The organism is Paractinoplanes tereljensis, from assembly GCF_016862435.1.
GTDB lineage: Bacteria > Actinomycetota > Actinomycetes > Mycobacteriales > Micromonosporaceae > Actinoplanes > Actinoplanes tereljensis.
Map to the genome: position 1 here is coordinate 108,177 of NZ_BOMY01000016.1, position 22,653 is coordinate 130,829.

At 68.7% G+C, this 22,653-nt stretch carries 21 protein-coding genes, 1 pseudogene and 1 riboswitch; of the genes and pseudogenes, 11 read left to right on the forward strand and 11 right to left on the reverse strand.

The features are described 5' to 3' along the window. Nucleotides 1-1,035 (reverse strand): sugar ABC transporter substrate-binding protein, encoded by a 1,035-nt coding sequence (locus tag Ate02nite_RS12000; protein WP_203803942.1) that lies wholly within the window; start codon nt 1,033-1,035, stop codon nt 1-3. Between Ate02nite_RS12000 and Ate02nite_RS12005 the strand changes: the two genes are divergently transcribed. Beyond that, a complete protein-coding gene (locus Ate02nite_RS12005) occupies nt 1,022-1,846 on the forward strand; it encodes a substrate-binding domain-containing protein (protein WP_239147327.1) in 825 nt (274 codons plus the stop codon). The two genes, Ate02nite_RS12000 and Ate02nite_RS12005, sit on opposite strands and share 14 nt — an antisense overlap. On the opposite strand, the gene Ate02nite_RS12010 is transcribed toward Ate02nite_RS12005, so the two are convergent. Further along, complete coding sequence (locus Ate02nite_RS12010) at nt 1,843-4,059, reverse strand: discoidin domain-containing protein (protein ID WP_203803945.1); 2,217 nt, start codon at nt 4,057-4,059, stop codon at nt 1,843-1,845. The two genes, Ate02nite_RS12005 and Ate02nite_RS12010, sit on opposite strands and share 4 nt — an antisense overlap. Before the next feature lie 467 nt (nt 4,060-4,526). Between Ate02nite_RS12010 and Ate02nite_RS12015 the strand changes: the two genes are divergently transcribed. After that, nucleotides 4,527-5,027 carry a metallophosphoesterase family protein gene (locus Ate02nite_RS12015; protein ID WP_203803949.1) on the forward strand — a complete coding sequence of 167 codons (501 nt, stop codon included), beginning with the start codon at nt 4,527-4,529 and terminating at the stop codon, nt 5,025-5,027. 142 nt (nt 5,028-5,169) lie between these two features. Here the strand turns inward: Ate02nite_RS12015 and Ate02nite_RS12020 are convergent, their stop codons facing one another. Continuing rightward, entirely contained in the window at nt 5,170-6,594 is a 1,425-nt protein-coding gene (locus Ate02nite_RS12020) for a glycine hydroxymethyltransferase (protein WP_203803952.1), read from the reverse strand. A gap of 18 nt (nt 6,595-6,612) precedes the next feature. Continuing rightward, nucleotides 6,613-6,703: riboswitch (ZMP/ZTP riboswitch) on the reverse strand. A 427-nt stretch (nt 6,704-7,130) separates the two neighbouring features. On the opposite strand from Ate02nite_RS12020, the gene Ate02nite_RS12025 reads away from it, so the two are divergent. From Ate02nite_RS12025 to Ate02nite_RS12035, 3 genes are all read left to right on the forward strand, one after another. Beyond that, nucleotides 7,131-8,678, forward strand: coding sequence for a cation:proton antiporter (locus Ate02nite_RS12025; RefSeq protein WP_203803955.1), 1,548 nt, complete (start codon nt 7,131-7,133; stop codon nt 8,676-8,678). A 113-nt stretch (nt 8,679-8,791) separates the two neighbouring features. After that, nucleotides 8,792-9,607, forward strand: a complete 816-nt coding sequence (locus tag Ate02nite_RS12030) for a helix-turn-helix transcriptional regulator (protein ID WP_203803958.1) — start codon at nt 8,792-8,794, stop codon at nt 9,605-9,607. Nucleotides 9,608-9,637: 30 nt separating this feature from the next. Beyond that, on the forward strand, nt 9,638-10,360 hold the full coding sequence (locus tag Ate02nite_RS12035) for an SDR family NAD(P)-dependent oxidoreductase (RefSeq protein ID WP_203803961.1): 723 nt from the start codon (nt 9,638-9,640) through the stop codon (nt 10,358-10,360). A gap of 306 nt (nt 10,361-10,666) precedes the next feature. On the opposite strand, the gene Ate02nite_RS12040 is transcribed toward Ate02nite_RS12035, so the two are convergent. Genes Ate02nite_RS12040 through Ate02nite_RS12050 form a run of 3 tightly spaced genes read right to left on the reverse strand, consistent with a single transcriptional unit; the run spans nt 10,667 to nt 12,657 of the window. Continuing rightward, nucleotides 10,667-11,896 (reverse strand): SLC13 family permease, encoded by a 1,230-nt coding sequence (locus tag Ate02nite_RS12040; RefSeq protein ID WP_203803963.1) that lies wholly within the window; start codon nt 11,894-11,896, stop codon nt 10,667-10,669. 3 nt (nt 11,897-11,899) lie between these two features. Continuing rightward, nucleotides 11,900-12,211: an STAS domain-containing protein gene (locus tag Ate02nite_RS12045; protein ID WP_203803966.1), complete on the reverse strand. Its 312-nt coding sequence runs from the start codon at nt 12,209-12,211 to the stop codon at nt 11,900-11,902. 29 nt (nt 12,212-12,240) lie between these two features. Next, entirely contained in the window at nt 12,241-12,657 is a 417-nt protein-coding gene (locus Ate02nite_RS12050; protein WP_203803968.1) for an ATP-binding protein, read from the reverse strand. 397 nt (nt 12,658-13,054) lie between these two features. Here Ate02nite_RS12050 and Ate02nite_RS12055 point away from each other — a divergent pair, with 397 nt between their 5' ends. After that, nucleotides 13,055-13,774, forward strand: a complete 720-nt coding sequence (locus Ate02nite_RS12055; protein ID WP_239147347.1) for a SigB/SigF/SigG family RNA polymerase sigma factor — start codon at nt 13,055-13,057, stop codon at nt 13,772-13,774. Between the two features lie 71 nt (nt 13,775-13,845). On the opposite strand, the gene Ate02nite_RS12060 is transcribed toward Ate02nite_RS12055, so the two are convergent. Both Ate02nite_RS12060 and Ate02nite_RS12065 read right to left on the reverse strand, forming a co-directional pair. Continuing rightward, the gene (locus Ate02nite_RS12060) at nt 13,846-15,441 is read right to left on the reverse strand and encodes a glycoside hydrolase domain-containing protein (RefSeq protein WP_203803972.1); all 1,596 of its coding nucleotides are present in this window, start codon (nt 15,439-15,441) and stop codon (nt 13,846-13,848) included. 125 nt (nt 15,442-15,566) lie between these two features. Beyond that, nucleotides 15,567-15,722, reverse strand: coding sequence for a DUF6131 family protein (locus Ate02nite_RS12065; RefSeq protein WP_203803974.1), 156 nt, complete (start codon nt 15,720-15,722; stop codon nt 15,567-15,569). A 154-nt stretch (nt 15,723-15,876) separates the two neighbouring features. Here Ate02nite_RS12065 and Ate02nite_RS12070 point away from each other — a divergent pair. From Ate02nite_RS12070 to Ate02nite_RS12080, 3 genes and pseudogenes are all read left to right on the forward strand, one after another. Further along, nucleotides 15,877-16,620: pseudogene (locus Ate02nite_RS12070) on the forward strand (dolichyl-phosphate beta-glucosyltransferase); the annotation flags it as partial. A gap of 102 nt (nt 16,621-16,722) precedes the next feature. Then, complete coding sequence (locus Ate02nite_RS12075) at nt 16,723-17,400, forward strand: DedA family protein (RefSeq protein ID WP_203803980.1); 678 nt, start codon at nt 16,723-16,725, stop codon at nt 17,398-17,400. Nucleotides 17,401-17,439: 39 nt separating this feature from the next. Next, entirely contained in the window at nt 17,440-18,108 is a 669-nt protein-coding gene (locus Ate02nite_RS12080; RefSeq protein WP_203803983.1) for a hypothetical protein, read from the forward strand. Between the two features lie 83 nt (nt 18,109-18,191). Here Ate02nite_RS12080 and Ate02nite_RS12085 read toward each other — a convergent pair whose 3' ends face one another. Continuing rightward, nucleotides 18,192-18,980: a hypothetical protein gene (locus Ate02nite_RS12085; protein ID WP_203803986.1), complete on the reverse strand. Its 789-nt coding sequence runs from the start codon at nt 18,978-18,980 to the stop codon at nt 18,192-18,194. Nucleotides 18,981-19,061: 81 nt separating this feature from the next. Between Ate02nite_RS12085 and Ate02nite_RS12090 the strand changes: the two genes are divergently transcribed. After that, a complete protein-coding gene (locus Ate02nite_RS12090; RefSeq protein ID WP_239147328.1) occupies nt 19,062-19,667 on the forward strand; it encodes an HAD-IA family hydrolase in 606 nt (201 codons plus the stop codon). Here the strand turns inward: Ate02nite_RS12090 and Ate02nite_RS12095 are convergent. Continuing rightward, complete coding sequence (locus Ate02nite_RS12095) at nt 19,656-20,600, reverse strand: Dyp-type peroxidase (RefSeq protein ID WP_239147329.1); 945 nt, start codon at nt 20,598-20,600, stop codon at nt 19,656-19,658. The two genes, Ate02nite_RS12090 and Ate02nite_RS12095, sit on opposite strands and share 12 nt — an antisense overlap. Before the next feature lie 80 nt (nt 20,601-20,680). On the opposite strand from Ate02nite_RS12095, the gene Ate02nite_RS12100 reads away from it, so the two are divergent. Further along, nucleotides 20,681-21,514: an SDR family NAD(P)-dependent oxidoreductase gene (locus Ate02nite_RS12100; RefSeq protein WP_203803995.1), complete on the forward strand. Its 834-nt coding sequence runs from the start codon at nt 20,681-20,683 to the stop codon at nt 21,512-21,514. Here the strand turns inward: Ate02nite_RS12100 and Ate02nite_RS12105 are convergent. Continuing rightward, the gene (locus tag Ate02nite_RS12105; RefSeq protein WP_239147330.1) at nt 21,511-22,647 is read right to left on the reverse strand and encodes a hypothetical protein; all 1,137 of its coding nucleotides are present in this window, start codon (nt 22,645-22,647) and stop codon (nt 21,511-21,513) included. The two genes, Ate02nite_RS12100 and Ate02nite_RS12105, sit on opposite strands and share 4 nt — an antisense overlap. Nucleotides 22,648-22,653: the final 6 nt, after the last annotated feature.

A 22,653-nucleotide genomic window follows, 5' to 3' on the forward strand; every position in this document is an offset into this window, starting at 1 on the left:
TCACCCCCAACAGTTCTGCTTGCCCCACGCGGAGTCCTTGGCCTCCACGCCGGCCTGCGGGTCGTCGGTGATCAGTTGGGTTCCGGTGTCGAAGAAGTCCTTGCCCGGCGTCACCTGCGGCTTGGTGCCGTCCTTGGCGTACGCCGCGATGGCGTCGATGCCGAGCTGGGCCATCTTCAGCGGGAACTGCATCGAGGTGGCGCCGATGACGCCCTTGGACACGTTGTCCACGCCGGGGCAGCCGCCGTCGATCGAGACGATGACCGTGTCCTTGTCCCGCCCGGCCGACTTGAGCGCCTGGTAGGCGCCGGCCGCCGCGGGTTCGTTGATGGTGTAGACCAGGTTGATCGTCGGATCCTTCTGGAGCAGGTTTTCCATCGCGGTCCGGCCGCCGTCCTCGGCGCCGTCGGTGACGTCGTGCCCGGCGATCCTCGGGTCGTTCTCGTCGCCGATCTTGTTGGAGTCGCCGACCTGGATGCCGAAGCCGTCCAGGAATCCCTGGTCCCGCTTGACGTCCACGGAGACCTGGTTGGCGTTGAGGTCGAGCATGGCGATCTTGGCCTGCTTGCCGTCCTTCTCGAACTTCGCCTTGGCCCACTGCCCGATCAGCTTGCCGGCCTGGTAGTTGTCGGTGGCGAAGGTGGCGTCGGCCGCGTCCGGTGGGTCGACCGGGGTGTCCAGGGCGATCACCAGCATTTTCTGCTCGTGGGCCTTGTCGATCGAGGGCACGATCGCCTTGGAGTCGTTCGGGGTGATCAGGAAGCCCTTGGCGCCGAACGACATCAGGTTCTCGATCGCCTGCACCTGGGCCTCGTTGTCGCCGTCCTGTTTGCCGGCGAAGCTCTGCAGTTCGACTCCCTGCGCCTTCGCCGCGTCCTGCGCACCCTTCCGCATCTGTACGAAGAACGGGTTCGTGTCGGTCTTGGTGATCAGTCCGACGACCTCTTCGCCGGAACCGCGGTTACAGGCGGCTGCTCCGCCGAGAGCCAGCAGCAGCACGCAGATCGCGGCTGAGGATTTGGTGGGATCCCGCATACCTCCTCCAAATCGATTGAGCGTTATCGCTGCCTCAGTCAACGGCCGTGTTCACAACATGTCAACGATGTGTTTCGATTACGTAGCGCTCGGTGTTTTGGAGGTCGGCATGGCCCTTCAGTTGCGGACCCGTACGATCGGCGTTCTTCTGGAAAATCCGGCTTTGCATCGTGCCGTGGCGGATGAGTGTCGTGCTCGGGGCTTCCACGTGCTCGCCGGTCAGCTCGACGGGCTGATCACCGACGGCCCCGATCCGGGCGGCCTGCCGGTGGTGTTCGTGGATCGCACCGGGGACGGCGACTCGGTGGTGTCGACCAATGTGGCCGGTGCCGCGGCGGCGGTGCGCCATCTCGTTTCGCACGGGCACACCCGGATCGCGTACCTCGGTGGGATGCGGACTCTGAGCACCCAGGGGGAGCGGCATCGGGGTTATCTGCGGGCGATCGGCCGGCGGGCCGGCCCGGAGGTCCATGACCTGCACGACGAGACGGCGGCGGAACGGGCCACGATCGCGGTTCTGCGCGGGCCACAGGCGCCGACGGCGATTTTCGCGGCCCAGTCGGCGATCACGATCGGCGTGGTGCGGGCGCTACGGCGTACGGAAAAGGTCGTTGCCCTTGTGGGTTTTGATTTTCCCGGCGCTGACCTGCTGGAACCGGCGGTCACCGTGGTGGCGCAGGACCCGGTCCGGATGGGCCGAACGGCCGTCGATGCGCTGGTTGAGCGCATCGACGGCTTCGACGGTCCGCCGCGCGAGATCAGGATCCCGACAACGCTGATCCCGCGCGGCAGCGGTGAGCTATCGATTTAAGGGAAGTTGGTCACCGTGCGCGGGACCACCGCGTCGGCCGTGGCCGCGTCGCCGATGTTGTTGACGACGTGGTCGATCGTGCCGGAGGCGAGCGAGATGGTGAAGATGTTGTGCAGCTTCACCCCGCTGTTCACCGGCGCCTGGAACCCGTTGGCCGAGTGCACGGCCGGGTTGTTCTGGAAGAAGGCGTAACTTCCCATGCCCCAGGCCTCGTGGCTGGTCACGCTGTCGGCGACCTTGTAGGCCGGGTAACCGGTGCCGTCACTGCGCCACGCGGCGTTCGACGGCGGGTCGTACGGCTGCTCGTTCTGCAGGAAGTACGTGCGGCCGCCGTTGCCGTTCCAGAGCACCTCGGTCTTCTGGTAGTGCTCGACGAACAGGCCGTACGCGGTGACGTTCTGACCGTTGACGATCAGGCCGGTGTCGGCGGTGTTGACCGTCCAGCCGTAGGTGCCGGCGTTGCCGTGGTCGGCCCGCCAGGCCCAGATGTGGTCGATGATCACGTTGCTGCTGTTGACCAGCAGGCTGTTGGTGGCCTTGCCGGCGACGTAGCCACCGATCCGGAAGAACACGTCCTGGATGGTCGTGGGGTTGGCGGCGTGGCTTGTCGACGAGGGGTTCGGTCCGACCACCAGCAGGTTCGGCGAGTTGGTCGTGCCGGCGTCGAACAGCACCCCGGCGATCTTCACACCGTCCACATCGGCCACCTGCATCGCGGTGACGCCGTTGTCCGGGATGATCGTCGCGTAGCCGAGGCCGAGGACGACGGTGTTGGCGCGGGTCACGTTGATTGTCTGATTAACGTGGTAAATCCCGGGCTGGAAGATCAGGTTGAGGCCCTGAGCAAGGGCCTGGTTGATCGTCGCGGCCGAGTCGCCGGGCTTGGCCACGTAGAACTGGCTCAATGGGAGCGACGTACCGGGTGTGTTGCCGTTGGTCCACGTCGGACCTGTCACATTTGTCTGCAAATTGGGGACGAAGACCGCATACGCCCCGCCGGTCTGGTACAGGTACGGCTTCTCCCGGATCACCGGCGCCGACCCGATCGTGGTGTACGGCGGGTTCGGGAAGCTGGTCGCCGGAGCGCCCTGCACCCCCACGAACACCTGGTTCCACACCGCGTTCGAGTTCGACCCGATCTGGCTGTTCCGGGTGAACCACTGCTGCTGCGAGTACTGCCCCTCGACCCCGCTGATCCGCGAGTCGGCGATGTAGCCGCCGGACGCCCAGCCGTAGCCGTTGGGGGCCAGGTTCACGCCGCCGTGGATGTCCATCCGCCGGAACGGCGCCGCCTGCGACACCGCCCACCGGTCGTCACCGGACACCGGGTACAGCGACAGGTTCTCCACCGACCGCCAGAAGTTCTGGGTGGCGTTGCCCTGGAACCAGCCGGCGTCCACGGTGATGTCACCGTTGATCCGGGTGTCCTGCGGGTTCTGCCCGAGGCCGACCACCGAGGTGTAGAAGCCGACCTGGATGTTCAGGCCGCTGTAGGTGCCCGGCTTGAACGCCAGCACGTAGCGCTGGGTGCCGAACTGGTTCGACTCCTGCTGCCGGAAGATCGTGTCGGCCTGGCTCTGGATCGTCGCGGCCGACTGGCTCGGGTCGAAAACGATCACGTTGGCGCCGAGCGAGCCACCCGCCGGGACGCTCGGCCCGGTGGTGGGCGGCGTCGTGGTCGGGGGTGTGGTCGGGGTGCCGCCGTAAACCTTGAACTCCCAGAGCGAGTAGCCGTAGCCGGTGGTGCGCTGGGTGCCGTACATCCGGACGTAGCGCCCGGTGCCGCTCACCGTCAGCGACTGGTTGCCGCCGGTCGAGGTGGTGGTCGAGTAGATCGAGGTCCAGGTCGACGCGTTGTCGGAGACCTGGATCTGGAATGCCTTCCCGGCCGCGGTCTCCCAGTTCAACTCGACCCGGCTGATCGCCTGCGAGCTGCCGAGGTCGACCTGCAGCCACTGCGGGTCGGAGAACGCCGACGCCCAGCGGGTGCCGAGGTTGCCGTCGACGGCCTCGGAGGCCAGGTAGGCACCGGCGGCCTCGGTGGACGACGCGGTGGCCGGCTTGCCTTGCGAGAGAAGGGTTTCGGCGGCGCTGGCGCCGACGGTGGTGAACGCGGCGTACCCGGCGACGACGGCGGCCACCAGGCCGCCGATCGCACCGAGGCGCCAGGGGGAGCGTCTCCGCGGAGGTGCGGAGCTACTGGGGATGGTCATTGCTTCTCCTAGGGCGGGGAATTGCAAGGGGGACTGCTTGCACCCTCGGGGAGGCGGAACTCTCCACATTTACGGGGAGAGCGCTCCCCCGCCACTGAAGCTAGGTAGGCGTCCATCACCCTGTCCAGACTTCGTCACGGTTCCGGAACCAATCGATAACCATGCCGTACTTGCGGATGTCACAACCGTGCCGAACCCGGAGTTGGCCGAACGAGAGAAACAGCAGGTCAGAGGGATTTAACAAGGTTTGGTTCAAGTCTTGCGACGGTTGGCCGCACCCTCGATAACAGAGACCCCGGAACCGGTTCCGGCGCTGATCAGGAAAAACCCCATCGCGGTCAATCCCGGCGATTAGCTTCAGGAAGCGCTTCCCGAGAATCGTACGGCGTAGCAACAGTCCCGTGGTTCAGCGGCGGGCCAGGCGGCCCGTCCGGGCCGTCGCGGGCCGCCGGCCATATCGTGAAACCGTGCGCTTGACCCTGACCACCGACACCCACCTGCCCAAGCGGGCCCGCGATCTCCCCACCCCGCTGTGGCAGGCAATCGACGCCGCCGACGTGGTGATCCACGCCGGCGACTGGGTGGACGTGGCGACCCTGGACGCGATCTCGGCCCGCGCCACCCGGCTGATCGCGTGCTACGGCAACAACGACGGCCCGGCCCTGCGAGCCCGCCTGCCCGAAATCGCCCGGGCCGACCTGGACGGTCTACGCCTGGCCGTGATCCACGAGACTGGCCAGTCAACCGGCCGCACCGAGCGCTGCGCGACCCAGTTCCCCGACACCGACCTGCTGGTCTTCGGCCACTCCCACATCCCGTGGGACACCACGGCCACCACCGGCCTGCGCCTGCTGAACCCCGGTTCCCCCACCGACCGCCGCCGCCAGCCCTTCGCCACCTTCATGACCGCGCAGGTCACCGGAGGCCTCCTGACCGAGCTGACCCTCCACCAACTGCCACCCCGCTGAGCGGACCGCGGGTTTGCCACTCACGCAGAATGAAGGGCGAGGGCCAGCGTTAGCTGGGCCCCCGCCCGGCCTCGGCGTGAGCGACGGTCTGCACCCACCACCGAGCTACGACAAATGGCGCTTGAATTGGTCTTCGTGTTTGTCAGCCCAGGTCGACGCTGGGGTAGAGCGGGAACGGGGCCAGCAGCTCGGTGGCCTGCTTGCTGATTCGGTCGGCCAGGGCCGGGTCCAGGTTGTACTTGGCCTTGGAGTTCTCGGCTGACGTGGTGTTGGTCAGAACCGTGTGGATCAGGTCGGCGATCTGGTCCATCTCGGCTACACCCAGGCCGCGGGAGGTCAGCGCGGGGGTGCCGATGCGGATGCCGGAGGTGTACCAGGCGCCGTTCGGGTCCTGCGGGATCGCGTTGCGGTTGGTTACCACGCCCGAGTCGAGCAGGGCCTGCTCGGCCTGGCGGCCGGTCAGGCCGAACGGGTGCACGTCGAGCAGCACCAGGTGGTTGTCGGTGCCGCCGCTGACCAGCTGGACGCCGCGCTTCAGCAGGCCCTCGGCCAGCGCCTGGCTGTTCGTGACGATCTGCTGGGCGTAGTCGGCGAACTCGGGGCGGCGGGCCTCGGCGAACGCGATCGCCTTGGCCGCCATCACGTGGCTGAGCGGGCCGCCGAGGACCATCGGGCAACCCCGATCCACCTGGTCGGCCAGCTCGGGCTGGGCCAGGACCGCGCCGCCGCGCGGGCCGCGCAGGCTCTTGTGGGTGGTGGTGGTGACGATGTGGGCGTGCTCGACCGGGTTGTAGTCGCCGGTGAAGACCTTGCCCGCGACCAGGCCGGCGAAGTGCGCCATGTCGACCATGAAGGTCGCGCCGACCTCGTCGGCGATCTCGCGCATGGTCGCGAAGTTCACCTTGCGGGGGTACGCCGAGTAGCCGCCCACGATGATCAGCGGCTTGAACTCGCGAGCCGTCTCGCGGAGGGCCGCGTAGTCGATCTGGCCGGTGGTCCGGTCCACGCCGTACGACCGCTGGTCGAACATTTTGCCGGAAATGTTCGGCCGGAAACCGTGCGTCAGGTGACCGCCGGCGTCCAGCGACATGCCCAGCATGCGCTGGTTGCCGAAGGCCTGCCGGAGCTCGGCCCACTCGGCGTCGTTCAGGTCGTTGATCTGCCGCTTCTCGAACTTCTTGAGCGCCGGAACCTCGACCCGGTCGGCCAGGATGGCCCAGTAGGCGACCAGGTTGGCGTCGATGCCGGAGTGCGGCTGCACGTACGCGTAAGGCGCGTTGAACAGGGCTTTCGCGTGCTCGACGGCGACCGACTCGACGGTGTCGACGTTCTGGCAGCCGGCGTAGAAGCGGCGGCCGATGGTGCCCTCGGCGTACTTGTCGGAGAGCCAGTTGCCCATCGCCAGCAGCACGGCCGGCGAGGCGTAGTTCTCACTGGCGATCAGTTTCAGCGACTCGCGCTGATCATGCAGTTCCTTGGTGATCGCGTCAGCGATGCGCGGCTCGACGGAACGAACCACCTCGAGCGCGGAGCGGAAGGCTGCGGATTCAGCATTAAGCTCGGACATAGGACCTCCCTATCACGATGCAGAGGCCCAGGCGCACGGCAGGTCGTCGGGTGACGGGGCCGCTCCCCGATGGTTGCCCCATCCGAACGCGCCAGTCACGGCCCGTCCGAAAGCATACCGGCGACGGCCGCCCAATTCACCCCGGTCAGCCGCCCACCCACGCTCAAAGCCCAGCCCTCACGCTCCAAGCCCAGCCACAAACGCTCTAAGCGCAACCACAAACGCTCTGAGCGCAACCACAACGCTCTGAGCGCAACCACCGACCAACTACATATTTCTCAAGGGCGCCCCTAGCCACGGGACCCGCGCGTTTTGCCCCGCTGATGAGTTGGTGGTCGCCGGCCTCGCGGTGTTTGCGATGTCGGTGCCCGCCAACTCATCAGCTCCCCGGGGGCAAAACGCCAGCCGAGCGAAGCGAGGCCAGCCAGCTCAGCAGCCGCATGCACCCAGCCCAACCCCAGCTCACCAGCCGCATGCACCCAGCCCAGCCGTCTCACCGGCCATACGCAACCAGCCCCAGCCACTAGCCTGATCAAGTGAACGGCGTCCAGCTACTAATAGTCATCGGCGCAGGCATAGCCATCAGCGCAATAGCCCGCAAGCGGCACATAGAACCCGGAATGATCATCGTCGTCCTGGCAGCGGCGGCAAGCTTCATCCCCGGTGTGCCAAGGCTAGAGCTGGAGCCCGAGGTAATCCTGGCAATAGTGGTCCCCCCGCTGCTCTATTCCGCCACCCGCGGCGCCTCCTTCTCCGCTTTCGGCGCCAACCTCCGAGCGATCGTCACCCTGGGCGTCCTGCTGGTAGTCCTGACCGCAGGCGTACTAGGCCTGGTAACAACCTGGCTCCTGCCAACGCTAGGAGCAGCCGCCGCCTTCACCCTAGGCTCGGTCCTAGCCCCACCGGACACGATCACCACGGTCTCGCACGGCGACGAGATCGGCCTGCCCAAACGGGTCACCTCGATCCTCACCGGAGAGAGCCTGGTAAACGACGCCACCGCGCTGACCCTGTTCGCCCTGGCGCTAGGCGTAGCCGAGGGCGAGCAGGCCAGCTTCGGCGCGGGCGCCCTGGATCTGGTGCGCAACGCCGGCCTAGGCCTGGCGATCGGCGCGGGCCTAGCGCTGCCGACCTTGTTCCTGCGCAAGCGCCTGGGCAACCCAACGCTGGAGACCGCGCTGGTCCTGCTGCTGCCGTTCACCGCGTACCTGCTGGCCGAGGAGGCACACGCGTCCGGCATCATCGCCGTGGTCGCGGCCGCGTTCTCGGTGAGCGTCAACCTGGCCCTGGACCCGAAGCACCAGTACCCGGGCGGCTACCGCACCCGATTGCAGGAAGAAGCTTTCTGGCCGGTGCTGGACTTCCTGCTGGAGACGTTCGTCTTCGCCTACATCGGGCTGCAGCTGAAGTTCGTGCTCGAGGACCTAGCCGAGTCGCACGACCCGGGCCTGACCCGCACCCTGGTCGCGGCGGGCGTGCTGCTGGCCGTCGCGATCGTGTTCCGGCTGGTAACGGTGTATGTCCTGTTCGGCCGCTGGCAGCTAAAGGCTCTGATGATCAAGAACCGGTCGGAGCGCGACCTCTACTTCCGGCAGGAGCAGCAGGCCCGTCAGGAACGACGCGCCCGGCGGGGTGGACAGCCGCTCGATCCGCCCACCCAGAAGGAGACCCTGCTGGTCGGCTGGACCGGCATGCGCGGCATCCTCACCCTGGCCGCGGCGGCCGCCATCCCGGAGACCGTGCCCGGCCGGGACGCGATCCAGGCGATCGCCCTGTTCGTCACGCTGGGTACGCTGCTGATCCAGGGCACCACCGTCGGCTGGCTGGCCCGGAAACTGAAGTTCGACCTGGGCGCCGAGCACGCCGAGACCGAGGAGCTGCGCTCGAAGGCCCGGCAGATCGTGCTGGCGGTCGACGGCGACCGGGCCGAGATCGACGCGCACTACGACGCCCAGCGGGCGGCGCTCGGCAAGGCGGTCATGGAACGGCAACTGACCGAGGACATCGCCCGCGAGGCCATCGAGGACCTCGACCTGCGTCAGGCCGCCCAGCACACCGGTGACAAGTGGGGTGGGCGGCCCTGACGGGACGTGCGGCCACGGTAGCCAGGGACAGACTGTCCGTGGATAGATTCGGCCTTCATCCAATTTCTCTTTCGAGCCAGTCTTGTCATGTCGAACGAGGAAGGGTGGGACGCATGGACCGGGCACAGCTCGCCGACTTTCTCCGGGCACGCCGCGAGGCGATGCAGCCGGAAGACGTGGGCCTGCCCCGTGGCCAGCGCCGGCGCACCGGCGGGTTGCGGCGCGAAGAGGTGGCGGCGCTGGCCGGGATGTCGGCCGACTACTACAGCCGGATCGAGCAGCAGCGCGGGCCGGTCCCGTCCGAGCAGATGCTCGCCTCCCTCGCCCGGGCCCTGCACCTCAACCTCGAGGAGCGCGACCACCTGTTCCGGCTGGGCGGGCACGCGACGCCGCAGCGGGTGCTCCGGGAAGATCACATCAGCCCCGGCATGATGCGGATCCTCGACCGGCTCGCCGACACCCCGGCCATGATCATGTCCCGGTTCGGCGAGACGCTGCTGCAGACCCGGCCGGCGGTCGCGCTGCTCGGCGACGAGACCCGGTGGCCCGGGATGGCCCGCTACATGGTCTACCGGTGGTTCACCGAGCCGTCGGCGCGGCTGATCTACCCGGCCGCCGACTACCCGCTGCACGGGCGCATCTTCACGGCCCAGCTGCGGGAGGCCTACACCGCGGCCCCCGACAGCCGGGCCGGCGAGATCGTCGACGCGCTGCTCGCGATCAGCCCCGAATTCGCCGAGATCTGGCGGTCGCACGAGATCGGGCTGACCCATCTCGACCGCAAGCGTTTCCAGCACGCCGAGTTGGGTGAGTTGGAGCTTTACTGCCAGACCCTGTTCGACCCCGACCAGTCGCAGGTACTGCTGGTCTTCACCGCGGTACCCAGCTCGCCGAGCTACGAGAAGCTCCAGCTGCTCGCGGCCGTCTAAATCCGGTTTTTCTCGAAGAAAGGCACCACCATGTCAAAAATCGCCCTGATCACCGGCGGCAACCGCGGTCTCGGCCGCGCGACCGCACTCGCCTTGATTGAGGATGGCGTCGAGGTCATCTACACGTACCGGGACGACCCGGGCGAGAAGATCGACGCGGTCGCGCTGAAGCTGACCGTCGGCGACCTCGACTCGTACCCGGCCTTCGTCGATGAGCTGCGCACCGTCCTGCGGGAAAAAGGCCGCGAGGACTTCGACTTCCTGATCAACAACGCCGGCATCGGCAAGGCCGGTAAGGTCGCCGACTTCTCGGTCGAGGATTTCGACGAACTTGTGAACGTGCACTTCCGCGGGGTGTTCTTCCTGACCCAGAAGCTGCTGCCGGTGATCAAGGACGGCGGCCGGATCATCAACCTCTCCACCGGCCTGGCCCGCTTCACCGGCGAGGGCATCTACGCCGCGTACGGCTCGGTCAAGGGCGCGATCGAGGTCTTCACCCGGTACCTGGCCAAGGAGCTCGGGCCGCGCCAGATCAGCGTGAACGTGGTGGCCCCCGGCGCGACCGGCACCGACTTCGGCGGCGGCGCGCTGCGCGAGAACGATCAGGTGCGCCAGCACCTCAGCGGGGTGATCGCGTTCGGCCGGGTGGGCGAGCCCGAGGACATCGCCGGGGTGATGGTCGGGATGCTCGCCGACAACACCAAGTGGATCACCGGCCAGCGCATCGAGGCTTCCGGCGGAATGCTGCTCTAGGTTCCGTAACTCAGATTTCTTGCTTGTTACGTGATGCATCGATAAAACTGAGTGAGTCGGACGCACCCCGCCGCCGATCCCCCACCGGATCACCCCGGTCGTTCCCCGAACCGGTCCCGGCGCGGCGGCGGAGGTGCGTTCCTAGGGCCCGTCCTGCCGATCACGCGAGAGCGAGGCGAGGTCCAGGTGGTGGCTGGCGTCGGCCGCGAAGCGGCCGCATACCGGTGTTGTATTCGGCCGCTTCGCGGACGCCGTCAGGCGCCGCCTGGGCCACGCCGCAGCCACGCGTGATCGGCAGGACGGGCCCTAGCTTCCGGCGAAGTGCAGCGACACCCAGAGCGCCAGCACCCCCGCGACCAGCGCGGCCGGCACCGAGAGCAGGCCCAGCCGGAGGAAGTCGCCGGCGTCCGGCGGGTGCTCGCGGGTGTGCAGGATCTGCCGCCACAGCAGGGTCGCCAGCGAACCCACGTAGGTCAGGTTCGGCCCCACGTTCACCCCGATCAGCACCGCCAGCAGCAGCGCCGGCCGGCTCTGCACGGCCGGGACCAGCACCAGCGTGGCCGGCAGGTTGTTCACCAGGTTCGCCAGCAGGGCCGCGATCCCGGCCACCGCCAGCAGCTGCAGCAGCCCGTTCCGGTCCGGCACCACCTTCTCCACCAGCGCGTCCAGGCCGTGCTGCCGGACCGCCAGCACCACCACACCGAGCGCCAGCACGAACGCGCAGAACGGCAGATTCGCCTCGCGGACCATCGTGGTGACCGAGACCCGCCGGGGCACGGCCAGTGCGACAGCGCCGGCTGCGGCGACCCATCCGGGGTGTACGCCGAAGGGCTGGGCAACCGCGAAGCCGGCCAGCGTCAGGGCCAGCACGACAAGCGCGTACCGGGGTGCGGCCGGGTCCTCGCCGTCCTCGACCGGCTCGGCCGACGCCCGCAGATCGGCCCGGAAGAACCAGCGGAAGACCAGGTACTCGGCGAGGATCACGGCGACCCAGGGCAGGGCCATCACCGCCGCGAAGCCCAGGAAGGTCAGCCCACTCGCCGCAAAAGCCAGCAGATTGGTCAGATTGGACACCGGCAGGAGCAGCGACGCCGAGTTGGCCAGGTGCGCCGAGGCGTAGGCGGCCGGGCGCGGGCGGGCCCCGGTGCGCGCGGCGGTGACCAGCACCACCGGGGTGAGCAGCACCACCGTGGCGTCCAGGCTGAGCACCGCGGTGGTCAGCGACGCGGCCACGAAGACCGCCGCGAGCAGCCGGGTCGGCCGCCGGCCGCTGATCCGCGCGGTCAGCGCACCGGCATACCGGAAGACGCCGTGCTCCCCCGCCAGGTACGCGAGGAGCAGGACCGCCGCCAGAAAGCCAACCGTCGGCCCGAGCTCGCGGATCTCGGCCAGCGCGTCGGCCGCGGGCAGCAGGCCGGTCGCGACGATCAACAGCGCGACCGGCACCGCGACGACCGCCTCGGGCAGGCCACGGGGCCGGCCGACGGCGAACGCGAGGACGCCGGCCAGCAGCGCTCCGGAGATGAAAAAGGGCATCCGCTAGGCGCCGAACAGCGCCAGCGCGCCGGACACCTCGAGCACCCGGGCCACCAGACCACGCGGATTGATCACTCGGAAGCCGACCGCACGCTGCAGGGACTGGTTGTAGCCGTCGATCAGCGCGCCGAGGGCTTCCGAGTCCAGAAAGGTCACCCCGGCCAGGTCGACCACGACGTCACCGGCGTCGAGTGCGGCCACGAACGCGCCGCGCAGGTCGTCGCGCGCCGTGATGTCCAGCTCACCGCTGATGCGCAGGAGGGTCGCGGCCCCGTCGGCCGTGCGCTCCTGACCGATCTTGTAAGAGTCCGCCACGGGAGAATTTTTACCAGTACCCGGCGCATTCAGCTCGGGAAGCTGGCCCAGACATGTTTGGTGAGGCCCGTCGCGTACCACCCGACGTCCAGCGCGAAGGTCTGGGTGAGCTGTAGACCGAGCCCGCCGGCGCCCAGCGGCCGGCCCGCGTCGACCGCCGGTTCGGCGTACCGATGGTGGTCGGCGACGTCGATGATCAGGCGATCCCCCTCTCGGAGCAGGCGCACCACGGTGGGTGGCAGGCCGTGCCGCAGCGCGTTGGTCGCCAGCTCGGTGACGACCAGGGCCATCCGCTCGACGGCATCACCCGTAGCGGTGGTCATGGTGCCGGCCACCGCTTGGCGTAGCGCCGCCCGCAGGTCGCGCAGATCGCCGAACGCGCCCAGCTCCCAACGGCATAACTCGGCGGCCCGGGGGTATGGCAACGACGCAGGCAGCGAGGTCATGGTGTCCATCTTGCCGGGACACGACACGGCGACGCACCGACCGACCAGCCCGCACGGAGTCCACCGGCCGGACATCGATCCCGCCCGTGATCACTCCGTATTACTTGTCATGACGCAAAGTCACTCATACTTTCGGCTAGTCTTTTCTCCACCTCTCGGTTAAGGTCGACTCACCGAACGGCCTACTTCACAGTTGTCGACCGGCGCAACATCGACTCCGGTCGACAACTGAAGGAACCCCGACCGAACTCGGGTCCAGCACGAACGGACCGGCTCTCCGGTTAGGTAATAGGGAGGACCACGCATGACCGTCACCCAGACGTCGTCGCAGATCTCGACGGCCACCAAGACCCGCGCCGAGGCTCCGGTCGACAGCGCCGCCGAGTTGCTCAACGCGATGGCTGCGATGCCCGTCGGGCACCCGTCCCGGGCGGCCCTGCGGGACAAGGCGATCGAGGCATGGTTGCCGCTGGCCCGGCACCTCGCGAACCGTTACTCCGGGCGCGGTGAGCCCACCGACGACCTCATCCAGACCGCCACCGTCGGCCTCATCAAGGCCGTCGACAAGTTCGACCCCGAGCGCGGTGTCGACTTCGCCGGCTACGCGATCCCGACCATCATCGGCGAGATCAAGCGCCACTTCCGCGACCGCACCTGGTCCGTCCGGGTCCCGCGCCGCCTGCAGGAACTGCGCCTGGCCATCACCGAGGCCAACAGCACCCTGACCCACACCCTCGGCCGCTCGCCCACCGTCGCCGACATCTCGGTGCACCTGGGCATCACCGAGGAAGAAGTCCTGGAAGGCCTCGAAGGCGCCCGCGCCTACAACGCCACGTCGCTGAGCACGCCCATCTCGGCCGACGGCACCACCGAGCTCGGTGAGACCCTCGGTGGCCTCGACGCCGAGTTCGAGCTGGCCGAGACCCGGGTCGCCCTCGGCCCGGCGCTGGCGATGCTGGACGAGCGGGAGCAGAAGATCCTGACGCTCCGCTTCTACGGCAACCTGACCCAGTCGCAGATCGCCGACCAGATCGGCATCTCCCAGATGCACGTGTCGCGGCTGCTGACCCGGGCGCTCACCAAGCTGCGCGGCCAGCTGGCCGGCGACCAGATCTAAGCCTTCCGCCACCTGAACTAGCGAAGGGCCGGCCCGGTTCGGGTCGGCCCTTCGCTGTGTCGTGAGCCAGGTCAGGCCAGCGGAGTCGAGCCCTTGAACACGCTGACCAGCGTCCGGGAGCTCAGCGTCTTGCCGTTGCCGCGCCACAGCAGCACGGCGCTGTCCCGGGTGCGAACCCCGATCAGATCGGTGTAGCCGTCCCGGTCGAAGTCACCGACGCCGACGATGTCGCGGACGCCGTTCCAGCCGGTGCCGAGCGAAATCTTGCTGGTGTTGTAGGCGCCCTTCTTACCCGGGAACAGGAAGAGCTTGCCGGTCGAGGGCTGCCGGGCCACCAGGTCGGGGAAACCGTCCCGGTTGAAGTCGCCCACCCCGGACAGCTCGTTGAGGGTGGTCCAGCCGCCGCTGTAGATCGCCTTGCGGGCGCCGAACTTCGTACCCGCGGCTCCCGGGTAGAGGTAGAGCGTGCCGCCCTGGACGGCGACCATGTCCGGGTAACCGTCCTTGTTGAGGTCGCCGGCCGCGGCGAGCTCACGGATCTTGGTCTGCTTGGTGGCGAGCTTCTTCCGGGTGCCGAAACCGGTGCCGGTGCCCGGGTAGAACCACAGGTCGCCGTTGGTCTGCCGGGCGATCACGTCCTCTTTGCCGTCCCGGTTGAGGTCACCGATCCGGATGATCGCGTTCATCGACTTCCAGTTGGTGCCGACCGTGATCCGCGAGGCAATCGTCGCCCCGTTGCCCGGGTAGAGGTAGACGTTCCCGTTCGACGTCTGTTTGGCCAGGAAGTCCGACCAGCCAGTGCCGTTGAAGTCGGCCATCGTGGCGGACGGCAGCGGCGCGAAGTCGACGTAGTTGTTGTCGATGTTGATGGTCACGTCGCCGTACGTCTCGGTGTGACCGCCGCGGTACTGCTTCATCCGGCGCTTGCCGGGCCACGCGGTGGCCGGGATCTTCGCGTCGGCGGTGGTGACGACCTGGTCCCACCGAGCGAAGTCGATGTAGTCGGGCCGGGCGTAACCTGGGGTGTTGTACCAGGCGAGCTGGTCGGCGATGCCGGAGCTGACGCTCGAGTAGAACCCGGAGAGATAGCCCAGCTCGTGCAGCCGCTGGGTCCAGCCGTTCATCAGGTTGTAGATGCCGTTGCGGCAGGTGGCGTCGCTGGTGCTGTACGCCTCGAGGTCGTAGATGATGATCGACTGCTTGGCCAGGCCGAGCGCGGTGGCCTGGGTGACCGCGTCCCCGGCCACGGTGCGGCCCTGGGCGTACGCGTTGTTGTTGTCGATCAGCGTCTTCTTCGGCACCGAGGCGCAGGTGGCCTGCGGTCCAACGTAGAGCGGCAGCAGCTTCCAGCCGGCCGTGACCTGTTCCTGCACCCACGCGGCGGTGAGGTTGGTCTGGGTGCAGCCGCGGGCGGCGCCACCGATGTAGATGCCGATCGCCTTGTACGGCGAGTTCGCCCGCCACGCCGCCATCGACTTGCTGGACGGTGCCGTGCACGCGTCGAAGGCGTATCCCGTGAACGATCCGGGTTGGACGGTGGAGTATGCGGTCGCTGCCCCGGCATCAGCCTGGGCCAGCGTGAACGACGACGCCGCGAGTATCAGGGCGCTGAACGCAGCCTTGACCTTGACGTTGCGGCGCGCCGAAATGAGCCTGTGAGCCCCCATGATCGCCCTTCTCGGCCGGAAACGACCACCGAGCTAAGCAGTCGATCATGAGACACAACTCCGCCGAACGGCTCGATCTACAGAGCCGCTCGGCGGAAGTGATGGTCATCAATGGTGCAAATACATCAATACCAATATTTCCGGCCGCCGATCGGGCGCCCGACCGAGCCGAGGATCCAAAACACGGCACCGACGATCAGCAGGATGGTTCCGATCGTGGTGAGGATCGAGATGTGGGCGAAGATGCCAATCAGCAAGAGGATCAGGCCGATGACCAACATGGGAGCGCTCCAATCAGCGGGGGGTTGCTTCCGCGCCGAGTGATACCCATGACTACAACTCGCCAACCATCACCGGTTGATCACGGCGACTTTCACAGAGCCGACACAGTCACGCCACACCCTGCGGAAAGTGCCGCGACCGACCTTTGATCGCATGAGACCAGTACTCGACGTGGTCATCCCCGTCTACAACGAAGCCGCCGACCTCGAGCGGAGCGTGCGCCGGCTCCGCGGCTACCTGCTCTCCGTGCTGCCGTACCCGTTCCGGATCACCATCGCGGACAACGCCAGCACCGACGAGACGCCGATGATCGCCGGGCGGCTCGCGGTCGAGCTGCCCGAGGTCACGGCGGTCTACCTGGCCGACAAGGGCCGTGGACGGGCGTTGAAGTACACCTGGCTCAATTCGAACGCCGACGTGCTGGCGTACATGGACGTCGACCTGTCCACCGATCTCGCCGGCCTGCTGCCGCTTGTCGCCCCGCTCGTCTCCGGCCACTCCGACCTGGCCATCGGGTCCCGCCTCAAGCGCGGCTCCCGGGTCGTGCGCGGGCCGAAGCGGGAGTTCATCTCGCGCAGCTACAACCTGATCCTGCGGGCCGCCCTCGGCGCCCGGTTCTCCGACGCCCAGTGCGGCTTCAAGGCGATCCGGGCCGACGTGGCGCACCAGCTGCTGCCGCTGGTCCAGGACACCAACTGGTTCTTCGACACCGAGCTGCTGGTGCTGGCCGAGCGGACCGGGCTGCGCACCCACGAGGTGCCGGTCGACTGGGTGGACGACCCGAACAGCAAGGTCGACATCGTCGCCACCGCCCGCGAGGACCTGCGCGGCATCGCCCGGCTCCGCCGCACCATCCCGAGCCTGCCGATCCCGGCGATCCGCGCCCGGATGGGCCGCACCACGCCCCGGGCGAGCGAACTCGCCACCCATTAGGGGATCAACCAGAAGTAGTGACTCCACAGGTTTCCCGCACCCGGGCCCGGCTACGGTAGATACCCGATGCCACCTTCTGCCGACCTTCCCGGATTCCTGCACGGCGTCGCCCCGATCCTCGACCGATGGGGCTACACGGCCGTCGCGGCCATGATCGGCGTGGAAAGCTTCGGCGTCCCCGCTCCCGGTCAGACGATCATGGTGGCCGCGGCCATCTACGCCGGCGCCGGTCGGCTCAACATCTTCGGTGTCGCAGCGGTCGCCTTCGTCGCGGCGGTGCTCGGCGACAACATCGGTTACTGGATCGGTGTGCGCGGCGGCCGCAAGGCCGTACACCGCTGGGGAAAGTACGTCTTCCTCACACCCGAGCGCCTGGAACGGGCCGAAGGTTTCTTCGCACGCCGCGGCGGACGTATTGTCGTCATCGCTCGTTTCATTGACGGTCTCCGGCAGTTCAACGGCGTGATCGCGGGAATCACCGCGATGCCGTGGCGCACGTTCCTGATTTACAACACGATCGGGGCGGCGATCTGGGTCGGTTGGTGGACGGGCGTCGCGTACGCGTTCGGAACGCATCTCGTCGAGATCATCGAGCACGCGCACCGATACAAATGGTGGGCGATCGCCATAGTTACCCTCGCGGTGGTCGCCTACGTCACCTTGCACCTCCGGCACATCAGACGCCGACGAGCCCGCACCGCCGCGGAGGTCGTCGAGGAACCCGTCGAGGAACCGCAGAGCTGACGCTCACCCGCCGGAGGGTGCGAAACGGAAGGAGAGTTCGTGACCACCCCTCAGCTCGACCGTCGTCGTGCGCAGTCCGCTTCCGCCGGCGCAGCCGCCGAGAAGGCCCGGCTGGCCGTCGCTGAACTGGACAACCGGCTCCGCAGCAATGCCGAGCTCACCCAGCAGCAGAAGCAGTCCCTGCGCAACGTCGAGGCCGAGGCGAAGCGCCTCAAGCGCTCCCTCAAAACCCAGGACCGCGATCGGGTACGCCTGACGAAGGCGCACAAGAAGGCGATCACCCGAGCGGCGAAGACGAAGGGTCGTGCCGCCGAGAGCGACACGAAGTACGACAAAGCGGTTCTCGCCGACCTGATCCGCCGGGAAAAGGCGCGCGACCTCGAGGCTGCCGCGTCCGCCGCGCCCGCCCCCGTCGTGGCCACCGCCACCCCGGCCCCTGAGGCCGTCGTGGAGCCGCCCGCGGCACCCGTCGTGGAGCCGGTGACCGAGCCGGTCGTCGAGGCCGTCACCGAGCCGGTCGTCGAACCGGTGGTGGAGCCGATCACCGAGCCCATCGCCGCTCCGGTCCGGGCCACCCGCGCCGCTCGGCCCGCCGCGCCCGCCAAGGCCGCTCCGGCCCGCACCGGCCGGGCCACGACGACCCGCACGGCGCCCGCCGAGCAGCCCGTCGCCGCTCGTCGCGCCCCGCGCCGGGCCACCGGTCGCTGATCGACGCAACACGCGAAGCAGCCCGCCCCGATCCTTGATCGAGGCGGGCTGCTTCGTCAGGGCCCCGCAGCCCTGTAGGTGGGTCAGTTCGGAGCGCCGCCGGCGGCGAGGCTGGTGTCGGTGATCGAGCCGGCGGTGACCGTCTGCTTGGCGCTGGTCGCCACGATCCGCACGGTGTGCCCCTTGAGCACGTCGGCGATCCGCCCGGTCCCGACCGTGGTCGAGGTGCTGATCACGTACGTCTTGCTGTAGCCGTCGTCGCTCTTCACCGTGATCGAGGTGCCGCTGATCGTGGAGACCGTCCCGGTCTGGGTGAGTTGCGTGGTGTAGCCGCCGTTGCCGTCGGACACCACATACGTCCCGTGCAGCGCACTCGTCGTCGCGGTCGCCGCGCCCTGGTTGCCACCCGGTCCGCCCTGGCCGATCCCCTGGCCGCCGCCGGGTCCCGTGGCCGTGGAGCTGCCGCCGCCGACCGCCGCCATCACGCCGGCGGTGACCCCGGCGCTGGCCACGGCCACCGCCACGATCCCGCCGATCAGCGCGAGCCGTTTGTTCTTCGGCGCCGCGGCGGGTGCGGCGGCGCTGCCGTTCTCGGGCGGCGTCCAGGCCGGCGGCGGACCGTCGACGTGCGCCGGCGTCCACTCGGCCGGCGGCCGGCTCGGCGAATCCTGGTAGGGATCGACCGCACGCACCGGCGTCTGGACCCGGTGGGCGGCGAACCGGGGGTCGTCCCGGTAGTCCGCCTGGAACGGCGGATCGTCCCGGAAGCCACCGGAGACCGGCGGATCCGCGTAGTAACCATCAGGGTCGGAGTGGTGGGGCCAGGTCGGAGGTTCGCCGGACGAACGGGTCGAATGGTCGTAAACGGTCATCGTTTCGGGTCTCCCTCGGTTCGTTCCTGCCAACCAGGGAGACTGGCCAGGGCGACTATGTCGGAGCTGTGGAGGCATTAGGTGGCGGATATCAAGGCAGTGCTCTTCGACATGGACGGCACGCTTGTCGACTCCGACAACGCGGTCGAGCGATCCTGGCTGAACTGGGGCGAGGAGTACGGCGTGGACGGCCCGGCCGCGCACCGGCTGGCGCACGGCGCACCCAGCGCCGCCACCGTCCCCAAGCTGCTCCCGCACCTGGGCGAGGAGGACCTGCAGCGCGCCGTGATGCGCCAGCTCGAGCTGCAGTACGACGATCTCGCCGACGTGGTGGCCGCTCCCGGCGCCCGGGAGCTGCTCGACGTGCTGGCCCGGCGCGGCCTGCCCTGGGCCGTGGTGACCAGCGCGGACACCCGGCTGGCGAAGGCCCGGCTGGACGCGGCCGGCATCGTCCCGCCGGTGCTGGTCACCATCGACGACGTACCGGCCGGCAAGCCCGACCCGGCCGGCTACCTGCGGGGCGCCGAGCTGCTGGGCAAAGATCCGGCGGACTGCCTGGTGGTGGAGGACGCCGAGGTGGGCCTGCAGGCCGCCCGGGCGGCCGGTGCCCGCACCGCCGCGCTGCGTGGCCTGGACGGCGACATCCGCCTCACCACCCTGGCCGATCTGGCCGAATTACTCGGGTAGGTCGTCCAGGAACGCCGCGGTCGGCACGTAGAACAGCGAACCGGTCACCGCGGTCGAGAAGTCGAGGATCCGGTCGGAGTTCCCGGGCGGGTCGCCGAGGAACATCCGGCGCAGCATCAGCTCCGGCACGTCCGGCGTGGCCGCGTACGCGATGTAGTAGGTGCCGAACTCGCCCTCTTTGATCGAGCCGAACGGCATGTTGTCCCGCAGGATCTTCAGCTCGTTGCCGTCCGGGTCGTCGACCGTGTTGAGCGCGACGTGCGAGTTGGCCGCCTTGTCCTTGAGCTCGATGTTGTCGAGCTTGGTCCGGCCGATCGCGGCCTCCTGCTGCTCGACGGTCAGCCCGTTCCAGGCCGCCATGTCGTGCAGGTATTTCTGCACGATGACATAGGTGCCGCCGGCGAAGTCCGGGTCCTCGTCACCGATCAGCACCGCCTCGGCCGCCTCGTCACCGGTCGGGTTCTCGGTGCCGTCCACGAAGCCGAGCAGGTCGCGCTCGTCGAAGTACTTGAAGCCGTGCGTCTCGTCGACCACGTCGGCGACCAGCGAGAGCCGCTCGGCGATCTTCGCGGCCAGCTCGAAGCAGACGTCCATCTGCCCGGCCCGGATGTGGAAGAGCAGGTCACCCGGGGTCGCCGGGGCGGTGTGCCGGGGGCCCTTCCAGGCCCGGAACTTGTGCAGCTCGGCCGGGCGCGACCCGGTGAACAGCCGGTCCCACAGCTCGCGGCCGATACCGGTGACGCAGGACAGCTCGGCGGCCGGCAACCGGAAGCCGACCGAGCGCTGCAACCCGCTCAGGTCCTCGAGCAGGTCTCGCACGGTTGCCTCGCCGCCCGGGCGGACGGTGAGCACCAGGAAGACGGCAGCATCGGTGAGCGGTGCCAGCACCGCCTGCGAGTTCACGAGCGGGGCTTGCGGACGAGGCGCGGTCATGATCCGCAGCTTACGGTTCGGCGGCCCGATAATGGGCCGATGAGTGATCGGGCTGACGTGACCTTCGGGAGGACCCCACGATGAAACGGTTCGCGTTCGCCGGGCGGATCTGCCTGATCACCGGGGCGGCCAGTGGCATCGGCGCGGCGGTGGCCCTCGAGCTGGCCAAGCGGCGCGCGGTGCTGGCGCTGCTCGACGTCGACACCGACGGTCTCGAACGGGTGGCCGCGGTGGCCCGCGAGATGGGGGCGGAGGTCACGACGTACAAAGTAGATCTGAGCGATGGGGGCGACCGGCTGGACCTGGCCGCCGAGATCGCGTCCCGCCATGGCGGGATCGATCTTTTGATCAACAATGCCGGGGTGACCCTGATGGGCACTTTCGAGCAGAACCGGATGTCCGATTTCGACTGGCTGCTGGAGATCAACCTGCACGCCGTCATCCGGATGACCAAGGCGTTCCTGCCGCAGCTGCTGGCCCGCCCCGGTGCGCACCTGGTCAACGTCAGCAGCCTGTTCGGCCTGATCGCCCCGCCCGGCCAGGTCGCCTACGTGACCAGCAAGTTCGGCGTGCGCGGCTTCACCGAGGCGCTGCGGCACGAGATCGAGCCGCTCGGCGTCGGCGTCACCGTCGTGCACCCCGGCGGCATCAAGACCAGCATCGCCACCAACGCCCGGCTCAGCGGCGCCGACCCGGACGGTGAGCAGGCCGAGCAGGCCCGGCGGTTCGAGCAGACGGCACTGACCGTGCCGGCCGAGGAAGCGGCCCGGCAGATCGTCGCCGCCATCCAGGCCCGCCGCCCCCGGCTGCTGATCAGTAAGGAAGCCCGAGCCGGGGACTGGCTGATCCGGCTCACCCCGACCCGCTGGTGGCAGATCACCCAGCGGTTCGCCAAGCGCCGAGGCGCTCTTTAAAAGATGGCCAACCGGCGGCGGTCCAGGCCGTTGATCGTGGTGAAGTCGCCGCCGGCCACCAGGATCCCGGTGTCCTCATTGACGCTCAGGGCCCGCACTCCGATGATGCCGTTGCCCTGCGGCGCCCACGGGGCCAGCTCGCCGCTCGCGGTCACCGCGGCCAGCTTGTAGCGTGGCTGCGACCCGTCCACGCACGCACCGTGCGCACCGTTCTTGGCGGTCAGGCAGGCACTGTCGAAGTGACCGCCGACGTAGGTGAGACCGCCGAGGGTGGCGATCGCGGCCGCGTCCCCGTCGAACACCCGCTGCCAGCGCATCTTTCCCTTGAACGAGTAGGCGATCGCCCGGCCACCCACCCCGGCCGTGGCCGCGTAGACGCCGGCCTTGTCGACCGCGATGGACCGCACCTCGGCCGGCGCCTTGGGCAGGAAGTCCTCGTTGACCTCGCCGGTCTTGCCGTGCATGACGGCCAGCCGCAGCGTGCCGCGCACCTCGTCGATGGTGTGGAACCCGCCGCCGGCGAACACCTGGCCGCCGTACGCGACGAGGGTGTGCACGGCGTCGTCGGCCCTGGGCCGCCAGCGGTCGTCCAGTTCGCCGGTCCGCAGCGAGAACGCGGCGAGCCGGGTCCGCGGATGCCCGTCCACGTCGGTGAAGCTGCCGCCCAGGTAGAGCCGGCCGTTGCCGCTGGCCAGCGTGTAGGCGGTGCCGGCCAGGGTGTGCTTGAACGGGAGCACCGCGCTGCTGCCCGGACTGAGCTGGGCCAGCGAGTCGCGGTCGTGGCCGCCGACGGCGTGGAAGTCACCGGCCACGAAGATGCTGTCGTCGGTGGAGACCAGCGCCCGGACCGTGCCGTCGGCCTCGGGGGCCCAGCTCAGCAGCGCGCCGGTGCGTGCGTCCAGGGCCGCGAGCCGCAGCCGCGGGTAGGTGCGGCCCCGGTAGGTGGCCGTGGTGAAGGCACCACCGAGGTAGACGACCGGGCCGCGCTGGGCGATCGCGTAGACCCCGCCGTTGAACGTGGGCGCGGAATCCAGTACCCGGCTGCCGGTCTCGGTGGCCTGCGCCGGCAAGCCGGCGAACAGGCCGAAAACAAGGATGGCGACGAGAGCGACGGCTCTGAGGAGTACGGACACACACCC